This window comes from Pelomonas parva, from assembly GCF_043555835.1.
Lineage (GTDB): Bacteria > Pseudomonadota > Gammaproteobacteria > Burkholderiales > Burkholderiaceae_C > Pelomonas > Pelomonas parva.
The window spans coordinates 421,737-439,633 of the sequence record NZ_JBIGHV010000001.1 but is presented as its reverse complement, the minus strand read 5'-3'; the positions used below and the strand labels follow the sequence as shown (position 1 = coordinate 439,633).

Genomic DNA, 17,897 nt, shown 5'->3' with positions numbered 1-17,897 from the left:
TCAGCGGGCCAGCGGGCCTTCCGTGCCGGCCGCAGCCTTCAGATCCGCTCGCCGTGCCCCCGTGAAGCGCTTGGCCCAGTAGGAGTCGCGCATGTCCTCCACGCGCACGGCGCTGCCGGTGCGCGGGGCGTGGATGAACTTGCCCTCGCCGACGTAGATGCCCACGTGGCTGAAGGTGCGCCTCATCGTGTTGAAGAACACAAGGTCGCCGGGCTTGAGTTCATCACGTTTGATGGACAGCAAGCTGCCCAGCTTGGCCTGCTCGTCGGCACGGCGGGGCAGCACGAGGCCCACGCTCATCTCGAAGATGTGCCGCGTGAAGCCGCTGCAGTCAAAGCCGTTCTCGACCGAATTGCCACCGCGCGTGTAGCGCACGCCCAGGAAGTTCATGGCCGACAGCACCAGGTCCGAGGCCGTGTCGCGCACGCTGGCCAGCAGGCGAGATGACCCGCCTGGCTCGCTGGCCGGCATCAGGCCGCGCTCGCTGAGAAAGCGGCTGACGGCATCGCCGGCGTTGCCTGCCTGCGCCGGCTTCAGTGCAGCCGGCGTGGCCTTCTCGACCGCTGCCTGCTGCTGCAGACTCTGACCATAGGCGCCCGTCATCGTGCCCGGCGGCGGTGTCGCCGATGTCGTCGCGGCGGCCTGGGCCACGCCCTGTGCATGCGCCGCGCAGCCGATGACCAGGAGGCCGGCGGCAGCGATGCGATTCAGCAGGGCAGTGGGGGAGGCCAGGAGCATTCAGAAGAAACCGGGGCGGGCCGCGAAGCGGTCGCGAGTAGCGGAATGGGACAGCGGCGCGGAGGTTAGGAGGCGACCCCGTCAGCGTCAATCAATGCGGGCGAAAAACCGGCGATTCTCCGGGCAAACCCCGGCTTGGCCCATGGAGAAGTTGGTGAAAACCCTGGATTTTGTCACGCGTTGACGAAGGTCAGACTGACGTCAGTGCCCCAGGCACACACTGACCGCCATGACGCAGACCTATGCCGACTTCCACCGTCGCTCCCTGACCGAGCGCGACGCCTTCTGGGCCGAGCAGGCCAGGCGCATTGATTGGCAAACGCCGCCGCAGCAGATCTGCGACGTGAGCCGCCCGCCGTTCGCGCGCTGGTTCGTCGGCGGCACGACCAACCTCTGCCACAACGCCGTGGACCGGCACGCGGCCACACGGCCTGATGACCGCGCGCTGATCTGGGTGTCGACCGAGGTGGGCCAGGAAAAGGTCTACAGCTTTGCCGAACTGCAGGCCGAGGTCGAGGCCATGGCCGCGATGTTTGTGGCGCAAGGCGTGGGGCAGGGCGACCGCGTGCTGATCTACATGCCCATGATTCCCGAGGCGGCGTTCGCGATGCTGGCGTGTGCGCGCATCGGTGCCATCCACTCGGTGGTGTTCGGGGGCTTCGCGTCGGTGAGCCTGGCCAGCCGCATTGAGGATGCCAGCCCGAAGCTCATCGTCAGCGCCGATGCCGGCAGCCGCGCCGGCAAGGTGTTGCCCTACAAGCCGCTGCTGGACGAGGCCATCACCTTGTCCACGCACAAGCCGGCCCGCGTGCTGATGGTGGACCGCAGCCTGGCGCCTTTCGAGCGGGTGCCCGGCCGTGACCTGGACTACGCCGAGCTGCGCCGTGAGCACGACGGCGCACGGGTGCCTTGTACCTGGCTGGAGTCCAACAGCATCAGCTACACGCTCTACACCAGCGGCACGACGGGCAAGCCGAAGGGCGTGCAGCGCGATGTGGGTGGCCACGCGGTGGCGCTGGCCACCAGCATGGACTGGATCTTCGGCGGCAAGCCGGGCGAGACCTATTTCTCCACCAGCGACATCGGCTGGGTCGTGGGCCACAGCTACATCGTCTACGGGCCGCTGATTGCGGGCATGGCGACGCTGATGTACGAGGGTACGCCGGTCAACCCTGACGCCGCCGTGCTGTGGAGCCTGGTCGAGAAGTACCGGGTCACCGTCATGTTCAGCGCGCCGACCGCAGTGCGGGTGTTGAAGAAGCACGACGCGGCGCTGCTCAAGCGCCATGACCTGTCCAGCCTGCGTGCGCTCTTTCTCGCCGGCGAGCCGCTGGACGAACCGACCGCGAGCTGGATCGCCGACGCCTTGGGCGTGCCCATCATCGACAACTACTGGCAGACCGAGACCGGCTGGCCGCTGCTCACAGTAGCCCACCACATCCCCGGCGTGGAGGCCGTGCCGACGCGCCTGGGTTCGCCCGGCGTGCCGATGTATGGCTATGGCGTGAAGCTGCTCGACGAGAACACCGGCCAGGAACTCAGCGAGCCCAACCAGAAGGGCGTGCTGGTCATCGAGCACCCGCTGCCGCCCGGCGCGCTGCAGACCGTGTGGGGCGACGACGCCCGCTTCGTCAACACCTACTGGCAGAGCGTGCCGGGACTCGAGGTGTACTCGACCTTCGACTGGGGCCTGCGCGATGCCGAGGGCTACACCTTCATCCTTGGCCGCACCGACGACGTCATCAACGTGGCCGGCCACCGCCTGGGCACGCGCGAGATCGAGGAGTGCGTCTCGGGCCATGCGGCCGTGGCCGAAGTGGCCGTCGTCGGCGTGGCCGATCAATTGAAGGGCCAGGTCGCGCTCGCCTTCGTCGTGCCGCGCGAGGCGCCCGCCACGCCGGAGGCGGCGCAGGCGCTGCAGGCCCAGATCATGAAGCGCGTCGACGAGCAACTGGGCGCCGTGGCGCGGCCGTCACGCGTGGTCTTCGTCAGCCTGCTGCCCAAGACCCGCTCCGGCAAGCTGCTGCGCCGTGCGCTGCAGGCCGTGGCCGAGGGGCGTGACCCCGGCGACCTGACGACGCTGGACGACCCTGGTGCACTCGCCCAGGTCCGTCAGCGCCTGCAGGGCTGACTAGACCAGCCCCTGCTTCGACGCCAGCACTGCCGCCTCCGCGCGGCTGCTGACGTTGAGCTTCTTGTAGATGCTCTTGATGTGGTCGTTGACCGTGAACCACTTGATGCCCATCAGGTTCGCGATCTCCTTGATCGTGAAGCCCTTGCTCAGATAGGTCAGCACTTCGCTCTCACGGGGCGTCAGGCGCTCCCACTCGGGCGGAGGGTCCAGCGCGACGTTGCGGCTGTTGCTGAAGGGTGCGTTGGACGACGACAAGGAGCCGAAGCCCGAGTTCAGCGGCATGGTGCCGCTGTCGCTGGAGGCGGGGCGGAAGTGCGACAGCAGGCGGCGCGCGATGGCCGGCGACAGCGGCGGCTGGCCGCGCACGATGCGCTGCAGCTCTTCCACCAGCACCTCGAAGCGGTCTTCCTTCAGCAGGTAACCGTCGGCGCCGCATTGCAGGGCGGGGAACAGATGGTCGTCGTCGGAGTACAGCGTCGTGACGATTTTGATCGCCGCCGAGCCGGTCAGCTCCGTCAGGAACTCCATGCCGCTGCCGTCCGGCAGTTCGAGGTCGACGAGGATGAGCTTGAAGCCGTTGTCCTGCGGATTGCCGGAGAACTTGGCGACCTGACGGCGCGCGTTCTCCAGATCGCCCACCTCGGTGAGTTCCATCGCGTCGCTGAAACTCTCCCGTACCACCCGGCACAGAAAGCTGCGGGCAACGGGGTTGTCTTCGATGATGAGGACTTTGACGGTCATGGCGGGGGAACGGCTGCTGTCGTTTCGACCGCCGAATGTAGCGCACCCGCCTGGCGATGACGGGGCGAGGCTGCGGGGGGCTAAGCCCCCGTTTCAGGCTTCACACGTTGGTAAGAACCAGCTTGCCGACCACCTCGCGAGCGGCCATGCGCGCGAAGGCGGCGGGGAGTTGTTCCAGCGGCAGCACGTGGTCCAGCACGGGCTTGATCTTGCCGGCGGCATACCAGGTGGCCAACTCGCCCAGCATCCTGGCGTTGCGGCCCGGCTCGCGCTTGGCGAACTCGCCCCAGAAGACGCCCACCAGCGACGCGCCCTTGAGCAGTGCCAGGTTCAGCGGCAGCGCGGGAATGGCGCCTTGTGCGAAGCCGATGACGAGGTAGCGGCCGCGCCAGGCGATGGAGCGGAAGGCAGCTTCAGCCAGATCGCCACCGACGGGGTCGTAGATGACGTCCGGACCCTTGCCTTCGGTCAGCGTCTTCAGTTCGTCACGCAGGTTCTGCGTGGCGTAGTTGATGGTGGCGTCGGCGCCGAGTGCCTTGCAGGCCTGGCACTTGGCATCGCTGCCGGCTGCGGCGATGACGCGCGCCCCGGCGGCCTTGGCGACCTGGATGGCCGCCGTGCCGACGCCGCCGGCCGCGCCGAGAATGAGCACGGTCTCGCCCGCCTGCAGCGCGCCGCGGTCCATCAGCGCGTGGTGGCTGGTGGCATAGGTGCAGATGAAGGCGGCGGCATCCTCGAAGCTGAAGGCATCCGGCAGCGGCATGGCCAGCGCGGCGGGGATGCAGACCTCGGTGGCAAAACCGCCCAGCCCGCCGAAGGCCGCGACGCGCTGGCCGACGGCAAAGCCCGTGACGCCATCGCCCACCTCGCTGACGACGCCCGAGAACTCCGTGCCCGGCACGAAGGGCAGGGGCGGCTTCATCTGGTATTTGTTCTGCACGATCAGCAGGTCAGGGAAGTTCAGGCTGGCGGCCTTGATCTGCACGCGGATCTGGCCCGCGCCCAGCGCAGGCGGGGGCAGCTCGCGCCACTGCAGCGCCTCGACGCCCACCGGGTTGTCACAGACCCATGCCTTCATCGCCGTCTCCTCTTGAATTTGAAGCGGCGATCATAGGAATCCACTGGGTTACACCCGGTCTCACAGGTGACGCCCTCCCTACAATTGCTGCCCATGCGCATCCTGATTTCCAACGACGACGGCTACCTCGCTCCCGGCCTTGCGGCTCTGGTCAAAGCCTGTGAGGGTCTCGGCGAGATCGACGTCATCGCCCCCGAGCAAAACGCCAGCGGCACCTCCAACTCGCTGACACTGAACCGGCCGCTGAATGTCTACCGTGCGGCCAACGGCTTCCGCTACGTCAGCGGCACGCCGTCCGACGGCGTTCACCTGGCGCTCAGCGGCCTGCTGGGCTACCGGCCCGACCTGGTGGTCTCCGGCATCAACAACGGCGCCAACATGGGCGACGACACGCTCTACTCCGGCACCGTCGCCGCCGCGACCGAGGGCTATCTGTTCGGCATCCCGTCCATCGCCTTCTCGCAGGTCGAGAAGGGCTGGGGCGACCTGGATGCGGCTGCGCGCGTGGCGCGCAGCGTCATCGAGCAGGTGCTGCAGGGCGGTCTGGGCCAGGCCTTCCTGCTCAACGTCAACATTCCGAACCGGCCCGATGCCGACCTGCTGCCGCGCCGCATCACGCGGCTGGGTCGGCGCCACTCCTGCGAGGCGGTCATCGAGCAGGTCAATCCGCGCGGCGAGACCATCTACTGGATTGGCCCGGCCGGCGACGCCCGGGATGCCGGTGAGGGCACGGACTTCCATGCGACGGCGAACGGCGAGGTGTCGATCACGCCGCTGCAGGTGGACCTGACCGACCACGCCCATCTTGGCGACTGGCGGCAGCGGCTCAATCTGGCATGACGGTCAAGCGCTTTCCCGCGTCGCTGAAGTCCGCCACGGCACCGCAGCGAGAGCTGTTGATGCCGCAGCGGCATCTGCACCAGGCCACCATCGACGCGGCCCGGCTGGCGCGCCCCAGCGGTGCGGGGCTGGACAGCGGTGCGGTTCGCCAGCGCATGGTCGACCGGCTGCGTGCGGAGGGCAAGTTCAACGAGCAGGTGCTGGCGGCCATGGCCGCCGTGCCGCGCCACGAGTTCGTCGACAGCGCGCTGGCCGCCCAGGCCTACGAAGACACGGCCCTGCCCATCGGCCATGGCCAGACCATCTCCAAGCCCTCCGTCGTCGCCCACATGCTGGGCCTGCTGCTGGCCGGCGCCGGTGCCCGCCAGCGCGGCTCGCTGGGCCGGGTGCTGGAGATCGGCACGGGCTGCGGCTACCAGGCGGCCGTCATCGCGATGCTGGCCCGCCAGGTCACTTCCATCGAGCGGCTGCAAGGTCTGCACGACAAGGCCAAGCTGAACCTGCAGCGCGTCGTGCTGCCGCGCTCCCCGCGCCTCATCTGGGGCGATGGCCGCATCGGCCATTCGGCCAGCGGCCCCTTCGACAGCATCATTGCGGCCGCCGGCGGCGAGGACATTCCGCCCGCCTGGACCGAGCAACTGGCGCCGGGTGGCCGCCTCGTCGCGCCCACGGCAGCGGGTGGTCGCGGGCAGGTGCTGGTGGTGCTGGACCATGTCGTCGAAGGCGGTGTCAGCCGCTGGGTGCGCAGCGAGCACGAGGCCGTGCTCTTCGTCCCCCTAAAATCTGGCGTCGTCTGACGGGGTCGCTGGCGCACCGCGCCACACAATCCGGGCGGCCCCCAAGCTTCAGCCACACGATGCCCTCACGCCTGCGCCACCTACTCGCCGTCCTCACCACCTCGCTGCTGCTCAGCGCCTGCGGCACGTCGCTGCATCAGGCGCCGGTCGAAGACCGCAACCCGCAGCCGGCCAAGCCCGCAGTTGCTGCGCCCGCCACTGCGGCGTCTGAACCGGTGGTTGCGGCGCCCGAAGTCAAGGCGCTGCCCGGCGCCGAGAACGCCGGCAAGCCGGGCTATTACACGGTCAAGCCGGGCGATGCCCTGATCCGCATCTCATTGGACAACGGCCAGAGCTGGCGCGACGTGGCGAAGTGGAACAACCTGGAGAACCCCAATCGCATCGAGGTGGGCCAGGTGTTGCGTGTCGTGCCGCCGGGTGTCGATGCGGCGACCGTCGCAGCCAGGCCCATCGCGAGCGCCCCCAAGCCCGAGACTCGGCCGCTGGACACCAAGCCGCCGGTGGCCTCGGCCAGCGCCGCGTCGGCCCCCGCTGTCACGGCGGCCAAGGAACCGCCTAAGGAGGCGCCCAAGGACAGCATTTCCAACGACGACGAGAACCTGGCCTGGGCCTGGCCGGTGTCGCAGCCGGTCAGTGCCGGCTTTGACGAGCAGCGCAACAAGGGCCTGGACTTCGCTGGCAAGGCGGGTGACCCGGTGTTCGCCGTCGCCGATGGTCGCGTCGTTTACGCGGGTTCGGGCTTGCGCGGCTACGGCAACTTGGTCATCATCAAGCACAACAACACCTACCTGACCGCGTATGCCCACAACCGGGCGATGCTGGTCGAGCAGGATCAAGTCGTACGCAAGGGTCAGAGGATTGCCGAGATGGGCTCCACCGAAAGCGACACCGTCAAGCTGCACTTCGAAGTGCGCAAGTTGGGCAAGCCTGTCGATCCCTCCAAGCTGCTGCCGGCGCGCTGAGTCAGCCGGTTAGCAAATCAACTCGGGACAGCGACCACGTCATGAAACGCGCTGTGCCCAAATCCAACGGCCATGCTGCCCACGAGCCCGGCGTCCTGATGGCCATGAACGGCGGTGCCGATACCGAGCCCGCCGCCGAAGCACCCGACGAAGACGCGCAGGTGCTGCGCAACGGCACGGACGCCGTCGAGATGGGCAATGCGCTGCAGGCCTATCTGCGCGACATCCGCCGCACACCGCTGCTGACGCCGCAACAGGAGTTCGACACCGCCGTGGCTGCCCGCGCGGGGGACTTCGATGCGCGCCAGGCCATGATCGAGCACAACCTGCGCCTGGTCGTCAGCATCGCCAAGAACTACCTTGGCCGCGGCCTGCCGATGAGCGACCTCATCGAGGAGGGCAACCTCGGCCTGATGCACGCCATCAGCAAGTTCGAGCCGGAGCGGGGTTTCCGCTTCTCGACCTATTCGAGCTGGTGGATACGCCAGAGCATCGAGCGCGCGCTGATGCATCAGGCTCGCCTGGTGCGGCTGCCGGTGCATATCGTGCGCGAACTCAACCAGGTGTTGAAGGCGCGCCGCGCGCTGGAGGCGCTGCAAAGCGCCAACGGCTCGGAGGGCCGCGTGCGCGCCGAGGATGTGGCCCAGGCGCTGGGCCGGCCGGTTGACGAGGTGGCCGAACTGCTGGCCTATGCCGAGCTGCCGAGTTCGCTGGACTCGCCGGTGGACCGCAACGGCGAGGGCGGCGAGTCCATGCTGGACCTCGTTGCCGACGACCAGGCCATCGACCCACTGGGCCTGCGGCTGTCGCACGAGGTCGAGGAGTTGCTGCGGCACGGCCTGGCCAGCCTGAACGACCGCGAGCGCGAGGTGCTGTCCGGGCGCTACGGCCTGTCGGACCGCGAGCCCGAGACACTGGACGTGCTGGCCATCCGCCTGAAGCTGACGCGCGAGCGGATTCGCCAGATCCAGATCGAGGCGCTGGCCAAGCTGAAGCGCAACATGATGCGTCACGGCGTGGATAGAGACTCGATCTTCTGAGCGTTGCGCAGCCCCTCGGATAATCGGGGGATGACTCAAACAACGGAATGGCTCAAGGTCGAAAGCCTCGAACTTGAGGCGCAGGGCGTGGCGCACAACGCCGAGGGCAAGGTGGTCTTCATCGACGGCGCCTTGCCGGGCGAGATCGTGAAGGCACAGATCTCGCGTCGCAAGAACAATTGGGAGCAGGGCCAGCTCACCGAGATCAAGAAGGAAAGCCCGCTGCGCGTGACGCCGGGCTGCCCGCATTTCGGCCTGCATGCCGGTGCCTGCGGCGGCTGCAAGATGCAGCATTTGCACGCGGGTGCCCAGGTGGCGGTGAAGCAGCGTGTTGTCGAGGACCAGCTCTGGCATCTCGGCAAGGTCAAGGCCGAAGTGCTGCTGCGGCCCATCGAAGGCCCGAGCTGGGGCTACCGTTACCGCGCGCGCTTCTCGGTGCGTTATGTGCAGAAGAAGGGCGTCGTGCTGATCGGCTTCCACGAGCGCAAGAGCCGCTATGTGGCCGACATGCAGGTCTGCAAGGTCGTGCCCAAGGTCGTTAGCGACTTGCTGATGCCCATGCGCGAGCTGATCGCCGGCATGGCCGAGCGCGACCGCCTGCCGCAGATCGAGCTGGCCATGGGCGACGAAGTCATCGCGCTGGTGCTGCGCCACCTGAACCCGCTGCCCGATGGCGACCTAGCATTGCTGCGCGCGTTCGCCGCGCAGTACGGCGTGCAGTGGTGGCTGCAGGCCAAGGGGCCGGACACGGTCAAACTGTTGGATGAAGGCGGCCCGCAGCTCGCCTACCGCCTGCCCGAGTTCGGCGTGACCATGCCCTTCAAGCCGACCGACTTCACCCAGGTCAACCCGCACATCAACGCGACGCTGGTGGGACGCGCGCTGCGGCTGCTGGCCGTCGAGCCGGATGACCGCGTCATCGACTGGTTCTGCGGCCTGGGCAACTTCACGCTGCCGCTGGCGACGAAGGCGCGCGAGGTGCTGGGCATCGAAGGCAGTGAGACCCTCGTGCAGCGCTCGCGCGAGAACGCGGCGGCCAACGGCCTGGCGCACAAGACGAGCTTCGTCGCGCGCAACCTGTTCGAGATGACGCCCGAGCTGCTGGCGCTGGACGGCACGGCAGACCGCTGGCTCATCGACCCGCCGCGCGAGGGCGCCTTTGCGCTGGCCAAGGCGGTGGCGGACATCGCGCAAGACCCGTCGCTGGCGCCGGGCTGGACGGCGCCGAAGCGCATCGTCTATGTCAGCTGCAACCCCGCGACGCTGGCGCGCGATGCCGGGCTGCTCGTCAACGTGGCGGGCTACCGCTGCACGGCGGCGAGCGCGGTGAACATGTTCCCGCACACGGCGCATGTGGAGTCCATCGCCGTTTTCGAGCGCTGACCAAACGGGCTGCCTGCGTCTTCGCGTAAGTCCGGAGTCATGAATCCGGCGCAGTGGACAAAATGGGTAAACATCGCTGTTTAGTGTTGTTTATCTATAAATCCATCGACGCGGAGACACGCACGCCATGTTCAATCGTTTCAAAGTTGCTCGACTGCTGGGTCTGGCCTGGCTGGCGCTCGGCCTGTCAGGCCCGGCACAGGCTCAAGGAGACGGCGCCTCGGCGCTGGGGGCGCTCAAGCGCGGCGTCAACATCGTCGGCTACGACGCGATCTGGACCGACCCGGCCAAGGCGCGCTTCCAGTCGCGCCACATGCAGGCCATCCGTGATGGCGGCTTCGACCATGTGCGGCTGAACCTGCATGCCTTCGCCCACATGGACGCGGAGAACCGCCTGTCCGCGCAGTGGTTCAAGACGCTGGATGAACTCGTCAACGCGGGCGTGAAGGCGGGCCTGCAAGTCATCCTCGACGAGCACAACTTCAACGAATGCGCCAAGGAGGCCGACCTGGCGCCTTGCCGCATGCGCCTGCAGGCCTTCTGGCGCCAGGTTGCCGCCCGCTACCAGGGCACGCCGGACGCGGTGATCTTCGAGATCCTGAACGAGCCCAACGGTGCGGCCGATCCGGTGTGGAACGACATGCTGGCCGAGAACCTGGCCATCATCCGCGAGACCAACCCGACACGCCGCGTCATCATCGGCCCTAAGTCTTGGAACTCGCTGGACCAGCTCGACAGCTTGAAGCTGCCCGAGGCCGACCGGCGGCTCATCGTCACCTTCCACTACTACACGCCGATGGAGTTCACCCACCAGGGCGCGTCGTGGACGCCGCAGTTCCAGAAGCTGTCCGGCATCACCTGGGGCACGGCGGCCGAGAAGGAGAAGCTGAACAAGGACCTGGACACCGTCAAGGCCTGGGCGGACAAGCACAAGCGGCCCATCCTGCTGGGCGAGTTCGGGGCGCTGGAGACGGCCGGCATGGCCCAGCGCGTGGCCTGGACGTCGGCGGTGGCGCGGGCCGCCGAGGCGCGCGGCTTTGCCTGGTCCTACTGGCAGTTCGATTCCGACTTCGTGCTCTGGGACATGAAGGCCGACGGCTGGGTCAAGCCCATCCATGGCGCGCTGGTGCCGGAGAAGGCCGACAAGACGCAGGCAGCGCCGGCCCGCGACCCGGCACTAGACCATCTGATCAATACGCCGCGCGTCACGACATGGAACCTCTATGGTGGCGACGGCGTCGTCACACAGCAGATCCCTTGCGCCGCTTTCGGCAAGCAGTGCCTGCGCGTGCCCTTGCAAACCGTCAAGACGAACGTCTGGGACATCGGCGCCGTGGCACCCGTGCAGGGCTCGATTGCCAAGGGTGACCAGATCCAGGTCGTGATGTGGGCGCGCCTGGACACCGATGACGCACGGGCCAAGGAGACCGTCCCGGTGCTGCTGCAACTGGGCGCGGCGCCGTACACGGCCGTCATCTCGGGCACCGCCACCTTGACCAGCCAGTTGGAGCCGGTGGCATTTGGCGGCATCGCCACCGCCGCCTTCGAGGCCGGCACGGTCAACCTCGCCTTGCAACTGGGCCAGCTGGGCCGTCCCGTGGTGCTCAGCGCGCCGCTGGTGCTGAAGAACTACAAGCCGGGCAAGTAGGTCTCGGCGGCACATGAAAAAAGGCGGCCTGCGAGGCCGCCTTTTTGTTGCGGGGAGCGGATCTCAGTCGCGCTCGCCGCCAAAGATGCCCAGCAGCGACAGCAGGCTCTGGAACACGTTGTAGATGTCCAGGTAGATGGCCATCGTCGCGCTGATGTAGTTGGTCTCGCCGCCGTCGATGACGCGCTTGATGTCATACAGCATGAAGGCCGAGAACACGCCCAGCATCAGTACCAGCACGGTCAGCATCAGCACCGACGACTGCAGGAAGATGTTGGCGATGCCGGCCACCATCAGGATGATGGCGCCGACAAACAGGAACTTGCCCATGCCGGACAGGTCGCGCTTGATGACCGTCGCCAGGCTGGCCATCGCGAAGAAGATGGCTGCCGTGCCGCCAAAGGCGGTCATGACCAGGCTGGCGCCGTTGCGATAGCCCAGCACCTGCGCAACCAGGCGCGACAGCATCAGGCCCATGAAGAAGGTGAAGCCCAGCAGCGCCACCACGCCCATGCTGCTGTTCTTGGTCTTCTCGACGACGAACATCAGGCCGAAGGCGCCGACGAAGAACACCAGCGTGCTCATGCCGAAGCCCATGGCGGCCATGAAGCCGGTGGCGACGCCGATCCATGCGCCCAGCACCGTCGGGACGAGAGACAGGGCCAGCAGCCAGTAAGTGTTGCGCAGCACGCGCTGACGGTCGGTGACCAGGCCGGCATGGGCGTAGCCATAAGGCGTTTGAACGCTGTTGTTCATGAGAATCCTCCGAGGGAAGAATGGAAACCGCATCGATTCTAGGCGGCCAATGGGCAGCTACATTGGGGGCTGTCTTTAGGAAAGCAAGACCATGAAACAGCAACCTCAACTCGAATTCTCCGACGTCAAACGCATCGCCGCCGCTGCTGAAGCCCATGCTCTTGAGAAGGGCTGGGCTGTCTCCATCGCCATCGTCGACGCCGGTGGCCACCTGCTGTGGCTGCAGCGCCTGGATGGCGCCGCGCCGATCTCCGCCCAGATCGCGCCCGCCAAGGCGCACACCGCATCCGTCGGCCGTCGTGAGTCCAAGGTCTACGAAGACATGATCAACGGTGGCCGCGTGTCCTTCCTCAGCGCGCCCGGTATTGCCGGCACGCTGGAGGGCGGTGTCCCCATCCTGGTCGATGGACAGGTGGTCGGCGCCGTGGGTGTCAGTGGCGTCAAGTCCAGCGAAGACGCGGAGATCGCCAAGGCCGGCATCGCGGCACTTTGAGGCGTCACCAGCCGGTCACGAAGCCTCCGTACTAACCCGGGGCGGCTATACTCGATGGGTTTACCTGAACCCCACGCTGCCCGGCGCCAAACCCCAACGGTTTCTACAAGTTGACTCGTCCTCGGACGGGTCGATGCTGGGCACGCGAACCACTTGCGGAGACCCTTTGTGCTGACCGACCTGCTTCATCCCCCTCAAGCAATTCTGGCTCTGGCGGATGGGTCGGTGTTCCGAGGCCAGTCCATAGGCGCCACCGGCCAGACGGTCGGCGAAGTGGTGTTCAACACCGCGATGTCCGGCTACCAGGAAATCCTGACCGACCCGAGCTACTGCAAGCAGATCGTCACGCTGACCTATCCGCACATCGGCAGCTATGGCGTCAGCGATGAAGACGTCGAGGCCGGCAAGGTTCACGCCGCCGGTCTGATCATCAAGGATCTGCCGCTGCGTGCGTCCAACTTCCGCTCGGGTCGGACGCTGGACCAGTACCTGCGCGACGAAGGCACGGTCGCCATCGCCGGCCTCGATACGCGCCGCCTGACCCGCGTGCTGCGGACCCGGGGCGCGCAGAACGGCTGCATCGTGGCGCTGCCCGCCGGCGTCACGCTGACGCAGCAGCACATTGACGATGCCGTGGCCCAGGCCAAGGCTGCGCCGTCGATGGCCGGCCTGGACCTTGCCAAGGTCGTCAGCCGCACCGAGAGCGAAGTCTGGACCCAGACCGAGTGGAAGCTCGGCAGCGGCTACGGCACGCAGACCGCGCCCAAGTTTCATGTCGTCGCCTACGACTTCGGCGTCAAGCTCAACATCCTGCGCATGCTGGCCGAGCGCGGCTGCAAGGTCACCGTCGTGCCGGCGCAAACGCCCGCCAGCACCGTGTTCGACCTGGAGCCGGACGGCGTCTTCCTGTCCAACGGCCCGGGCGACCCGGAGCCCTGCGACTACGCGATCAAGGCCACGGCGCAGCTCATCGAGTCTGGCATCCCCGTCTTCGGCATCTGCCTGGGCCACCAGATCCTGGCGCTGGCCTCGGGCGCCAAGACCTTCAAGATGAAGTTCGGCCACCACGGTGCCAACCACCCGGTGAAGGACCTGGACAGTGGCCGCGTCGGCATCACCAGCCAGAACCACGGCTTCGCGGTCGACCCCGACACGCTGCCGGCCCACCTGCGCGCCACGCACATCAGCCTGTTCGACGGCACGCTGCAAGGCATCGCCCGCACCGACAAGCCGGCCTTCAGCTTCCAGGGCCACCCGGAAGCCAGCCCCGGCCCGCACGACATCGCCTATCTGTTCGATCACTTCGTTGCGTTGATGGACAAGGCCTGAAGGAGGCGCTCCCATGTTCGGCATCACCGACCTCGGCACCTTCCTCGCGGCAGCGATCTTCATCATCCTGCTGCCCGGGCCTAACTCCTTGTATGTGCTGTCCGTCGCGGCGCAGCGTGGCGTGCGCGCCGGCTACGTCGCGGCCTGTGGAGTGTTCGTGGGTGATACGGTGCTGATGACGGCGGCCGCCGCTGGCGGTGCATCGCTGCTGCTGGCCAGCCCGCAGATCTTCTTCGTCGTGAAGATGGTCGGCGCTATCTATCTGGGCTGGATCGGCATCCAACTGCTGCGTGGTGCGATCAGCACCTGGCGCGGGGACGCCAAAGTCGAGGCCGCGCCGCGCGCTGTCGACGCTACACAGCCCTTCAGGAAGGCCCTCGTCGTCAGCCTGCTGAACCCCAAGGCCATCGCCTTCCTGCTGTCCTTCTTCATCCAGTTCGTCGACCCGGCCTATCCGCATCCGGCGCTGACCTTCCTGATCCTGGGTTCCATCATCCAGGCGCTCAGCTTCCTCTATCTCTCGACGCTGATCTTTGCCGGCGCCCGCCTGGCCGCCGCCTTCCGCGCGCGCCGCCGGCTGTCCAGCACCGCCAACGCCAGCGTCGGCGCACTTTTCGTTGGGTTCGGGGCCAAGCTGGCCACGGCCACGCTCTAAGCAGACTCGCAAGCCATGCCAAAACGTACAGACCTCAAGACCATCCTCATCATCGGCGCGGGCCCGATCATCATTGGCCAGGCCTGCGAGTTCGACTACTCGGGCGCCCAGGCCTGCAAGGCGTTGCGCGAGGAGGGCTACAAGGTCGTCCTGGTCAACAGCAACCCGGCGACCATCATGACGGACCCGGACACGGCAGACGTCACCTACATCGAGCCCATCACCTGGCAGGTGGTCGAGAAGATCATCGCCAAGGAGCGGCCTGACGCCGTGCTGCCGACGATGGGCGGCCAGACCGCGCTGAACTGCGCGCTGGACCTGCACAAGCACGGCGTGCTGGCCAAGTACAACGTCGAGATGATCGGTGCCAACGAGCACGCCATCGAGAAGGCCGAGGACCGCCTCAAGTTCAAGGATGCGATGACCAAGATCGGCCTGGGCTCGGCCCGGTCGGGCATCGCGCATTCGATGGAAGAGGCGCTGGCGGTGCAGAAGCGCATCCAGGCCGAAATCGGTGGCAGCGGCTTCCCGATGGTCATCCGCCCCAGCTTCACGCTGGGCGGCTCGGGTGGCGGCATTGCCTACAACCCGGAAGAGTTCGAGACCATCTGCAAGCGCGGGCTGGACCTGTCGCCGACCAACGAGCTTCTCATCGAAGAGAGCCTGATCGGCTGGAAGGAATACGAGATGGAAGTCGTCCGCGACAAGGCGGACAACTGCATCATCGTGTGCTCCATCGAGAACCTGGACCCGATGGGCATCCACACCGGTGACTCCATCACCGTGGCGCCGTCGCAGACGCTGTCGGACAAGGAATACCAGCTGCTGCGCAACGCCAGCATCGCCATCCTGCGCGAGATCGGCGTGGACACCGGCGGCTCCAACGTGCAGTTCTCCATCAACCCGAAGGACGGCCGCATGGTCGTCATCGAGATGAACCCGCGCGTGTCGCGCTCCTCGGCGCTGGCCTCCAAGGCCACGGGCTTCCCCATCGCCAAGATCGCCGCCAAGCTGGCCGTGGGCTACACGCTGGACGAGCTGAAGAACGACATCACCGGCGGCATCACGCCCGCGTCGTTCGAGCCCAGCATCGACTACGTCGTCACCAAGATCCCGCGCTTTGCCTTCGAGAAGTTCCCGATGGCCGACTCGCGCCTGACGACGCAGATGAAGTCGGTGGGCGAAGTGATGGCCATGGGCCGCACCTTCCAGGAGTCGTTCCAGAAGGCGCTGCGCGGCCTGGAAACCGGCATCGACGGCCTGACCGAGCGCTCCACCGACCGCGAAGACATCGTGCAGGAGATCGGCGAGGCCGGCCCGGAGCGCATCCTCTACCTGGCCGACGCCTTCCGCATCGGCATGACGCTGGACGAGATCTACGAGGAGACCGCGGTGGACCCGTGGTTCCTCGCGCAGATCGAGCAACTGGTGCAGATTGAGGGCGAGATCAAGGGTCGCGCGATCGAGTCCATTTCTGAAGCCGAGCTGCGCCTGCTGAAGAGCAAGGGCTTCTCGGACAAGCGCCTGGCCAAGCTGCTGGGCACCCACCAGCATGCCGTGCGCGAACGCCGCCATGCGCTGAAAGTGCGTCCTGTCTACAAGCGCGTGGACACCTGCGCGGCCGAGTTCGCGACGCAGACGGCCTACATGTACTCGACCTACGAGGGTGCGGACGCCGAGTGCGAGGCCAACCCGACGGACAAGAAGAAGATCATGGTGCTGGGCGGAGGCCCGAACCGCATCGGCCAGGGCATCGAGTTCGACTACTGCTGCGTTCACGCCGCACTCGCGATGCGCGAGGACGGTTACGAAACCATCATGGTCAACTGCAATCCCGAGACCGTCTCGACCGACTACGACACCTCGGACCGCCTCTATTTCGAGTCGGTCACGCTGGAAGACGTGCTGGAAATCGTCGACAAGGAAAAGCCGGTCGGCGTCATCGTGCAATACGGCGGCCAGACGCCGCTGAAGCTGGCGTTGGACCTGGAGCGCGCCGGCGTGCCCATCATCGGCACGACGCCCGATTCCATCGACATCGCCGAGGACCGCGAGCGCTTCCAGAAGCTGCTGCACGAGCTGGGCCTGCGCCAGCCGCCCAACCGCACCGCGCGCACCGAGGAGCAGGCCGTCCTGCTGGCCAACGAGATCGGCTACCCGCTGGTCGTGCGCCCCAGCTATGTGCTGGGCGGCCGCGCGATGGAAATCGTGCACGGCGACAAGGACCTGGAGCGCTATATGCGCGAGGCCGTGCGTGTGAGCGAGAAGTCGCCGGTGCTGCTGGACCGCTTCCTGGAAGACGCGGTCGAGGTGGACGTCGACTGCATCGCCGACTCGACGGGCGACGTCATGATCGGCGGCATCATGGAGCACATCGAGGCGGCCGGCATCCACAGCGGTGACTCGGCCTGCTCGCTGCCGCCCTACACGCTGGCAGCCGACCTGCAGGACGAGCTGCGCCGCCAGACCGCCGCGATGGCCAAGGCGCTCAAGGTCGTCGGCCTGATGAACGTGCAGTTCGCCATCCAGGGCGACGTGACCCAGGGCCTGGCCGCCTGCACGGTCTATGTGCTGGAAGTGAACCCGCGCGCTTCGCGCACGGTGCCTTATGTGAGCAAAGCCACCGGCCAGCAACTCGCCAAGATCGCCGCGCGCTGCATGGCCGGCCAGAAGCTCGTTGACCAGCGTGACCGCAAGGGACGCGTGCCGGCCGAGGTCATTCCGCCGTACTTCAGCGTCAAGGAAGCCGTCTTCCCGTTCAACAAGTTCCCGGGCGTGGACCCCATCCTCAGCCCCGAGATGCGCTCGACCGGCGAGGTGATGGGCGCAGCTCGCACTTTCGGCGAAGCGATGCTGAAGAGCCAGATCGGCGCCGGCTCGCGCCTGCCGCGCCAGGGCAATGTGTTGATCACGGTCAAGAACAGCGACAAGGCCCGCGCGATTGCGGTGGCCAAGGAGCTGCATGCACTTGGCTTCACCGTCGTCGCCACGCGCGGTACGGCGGCGGCCATCACGGAAGCCGGCGTGCCCGTCAAGCTGATCAACAAGATCAAGGACGGCCGCCCGCACATCGTTGATGCGCTGAAGGGCGGCGACATCCAGCTCGTCTTCACGACCGTGGACGAGACCCGCACCGCGATTGCCGACAGCCGCTACATCCGTCAGGCCGCGCTGGCCAACCGCGTCACCTACTACACGACGATGGCCGGCTGTGAGGCCGCTGTCGAAGGCATGAAACACCGTGATGGCCTGACCGTGCAATCCCTGCAAGAGCTGCACGCCGAGCTGATTTAAACTACAGCC

At 66.9% G+C, this 17,897-nt stretch carries 15 protein-coding genes; 11 read left to right on the top strand and 4 right to left on the bottom strand.

Annotation, left to right across the window (positions count from 1 at the left end; genetic code table 11):
* Nucleotides 1-738: a C40 family peptidase gene (locus ACG00Y_RS01720; protein WP_394475539.1), complete on the bottom strand. Its 738-nt coding sequence runs from the start codon at nt 736-738 to the stop codon at nt 1-3.
* Between the two features lie 229 nt (nt 739-967).
* On the opposite strand from ACG00Y_RS01720, the gene ACG00Y_RS01715 reads away from it, so the two are divergent.
* Nucleotides 968-2,869 carry a propionate--CoA ligase gene (locus tag ACG00Y_RS01715; protein ID WP_394475538.1) on the top strand — a complete coding sequence of 634 codons (1,902 nt, stop codon included), beginning with the start codon at nt 968-970 and terminating at the stop codon, nt 2,867-2,869.
* Here the strand turns inward: ACG00Y_RS01715 and ACG00Y_RS01710 are convergent, their stop codons facing one another.
* A complete protein-coding gene (locus ACG00Y_RS01710; RefSeq protein WP_394475537.1) occupies nt 2,870-3,613 on the bottom strand; it encodes a LuxR C-terminal-related transcriptional regulator in 744 nt (247 codons plus the stop codon).
* A 100-nt stretch (nt 3,614-3,713) separates the two neighbouring features.
* A complete protein-coding gene (locus tag ACG00Y_RS01705; protein ID WP_394475536.1) occupies nt 3,714-4,691 on the bottom strand; it encodes an NADPH:quinone oxidoreductase family protein in 978 nt (325 codons plus the stop codon).
* A 93-nt stretch (nt 4,692-4,784) separates the two neighbouring features.
* Between ACG00Y_RS01705 and surE the strand changes: the two genes are divergently transcribed.
* From surE to ACG00Y_RS01675, 6 genes are all read left to right on the top strand, one after another.
* Nucleotides 4,785-5,531 (top strand): 5'/3'-nucleotidase SurE, encoded by a 747-nt coding sequence (gene surE, locus ACG00Y_RS01700; RefSeq protein ID WP_394475535.1) that lies wholly within the window; start codon nt 4,785-4,787, stop codon nt 5,529-5,531.
* The gene (locus ACG00Y_RS01695) at nt 5,528-6,328 is read left to right on the top strand and encodes a protein-L-isoaspartate(D-aspartate) O-methyltransferase (RefSeq protein ID WP_394475534.1); all 801 of its coding nucleotides are present in this window, start codon (nt 5,528-5,530) and stop codon (nt 6,326-6,328) included. Before surE ends, ACG00Y_RS01695 begins: the two co-directional genes overlap by 4 nt.
* A gap of 59 nt (nt 6,329-6,387) precedes the next feature.
* Nucleotides 6,388-7,290: a peptidoglycan DD-metalloendopeptidase family protein gene (locus ACG00Y_RS01690; protein ID WP_394475533.1), complete on the top strand. Its 903-nt coding sequence runs from the start codon at nt 6,388-6,390 to the stop codon at nt 7,288-7,290.
* Nucleotides 7,291-7,331: 41 nt separating this feature from the next.
* Nucleotides 7,332-8,330 (top strand): RNA polymerase sigma factor RpoS, encoded by a 999-nt coding sequence (gene rpoS / locus ACG00Y_RS01685; RefSeq protein WP_394475532.1) that lies wholly within the window; start codon nt 7,332-7,334, stop codon nt 8,328-8,330.
* A gap of 30 nt (nt 8,331-8,360) precedes the next feature.
* Entirely contained in the window at nt 8,361-9,713 is a 1,353-nt protein-coding gene (gene rlmD / locus ACG00Y_RS01680; RefSeq protein WP_394475531.1) for a 23S rRNA (uracil(1939)-C(5))-methyltransferase RlmD, read from the top strand.
* 127 nt (nt 9,714-9,840) lie between these two features.
* Nucleotides 9,841-11,361 carry a glycoside hydrolase family 5 protein gene (locus tag ACG00Y_RS01675; RefSeq protein ID WP_394475530.1) on the top strand — a complete coding sequence of 507 codons (1,521 nt, stop codon included), beginning with the start codon at nt 9,841-9,843 and terminating at the stop codon, nt 11,359-11,361.
* A 63-nt stretch (nt 11,362-11,424) separates the two neighbouring features.
* Here the strand turns inward: ACG00Y_RS01675 and ACG00Y_RS01670 are convergent, their stop codons facing one another.
* Nucleotides 11,425-12,117: a Bax inhibitor-1/YccA family protein gene (locus tag ACG00Y_RS01670; protein ID WP_394475529.1), complete on the bottom strand. Its 693-nt coding sequence runs from the start codon at nt 12,115-12,117 to the stop codon at nt 11,425-11,427.
* A gap of 91 nt (nt 12,118-12,208) precedes the next feature.
* Between ACG00Y_RS01670 and ACG00Y_RS01665 the strand changes: the two genes are divergently transcribed.
* The 4 genes from ACG00Y_RS01665 to carB all read left to right on the top strand — a co-directional run bounded on the left by ACG00Y_RS01665 (nt 12,209) and on the right by carB (nt 17,888).
* On the top strand, nt 12,209-12,610 hold the full coding sequence (locus tag ACG00Y_RS01665) for a GlcG/HbpS family heme-binding protein (protein WP_394475528.1): 402 nt from the start codon (nt 12,209-12,211) through the stop codon (nt 12,608-12,610).
* A gap of 168 nt (nt 12,611-12,778) precedes the next feature.
* Nucleotides 12,779-13,939: a glutamine-hydrolyzing carbamoyl-phosphate synthase small subunit gene (gene carA, locus ACG00Y_RS01660; RefSeq protein WP_394475527.1), complete on the top strand. Its 1,161-nt coding sequence runs from the start codon at nt 12,779-12,781 to the stop codon at nt 13,937-13,939.
* Between the two features lie 13 nt (nt 13,940-13,952).
* Entirely contained in the window at nt 13,953-14,594 is a 642-nt protein-coding gene (gene leuE / locus ACG00Y_RS01655) for a leucine efflux protein LeuE (RefSeq protein ID WP_394475526.1), read from the top strand.
* Between the two features lie 15 nt (nt 14,595-14,609).
* Nucleotides 14,610-17,888: a carbamoyl-phosphate synthase large subunit gene (carB, locus tag ACG00Y_RS01650; RefSeq protein WP_394475525.1), complete on the top strand. Its 3,279-nt coding sequence runs from the start codon at nt 14,610-14,612 to the stop codon at nt 17,886-17,888.
* Nucleotides 17,889-17,897: the final 9 nt, after the last annotated feature.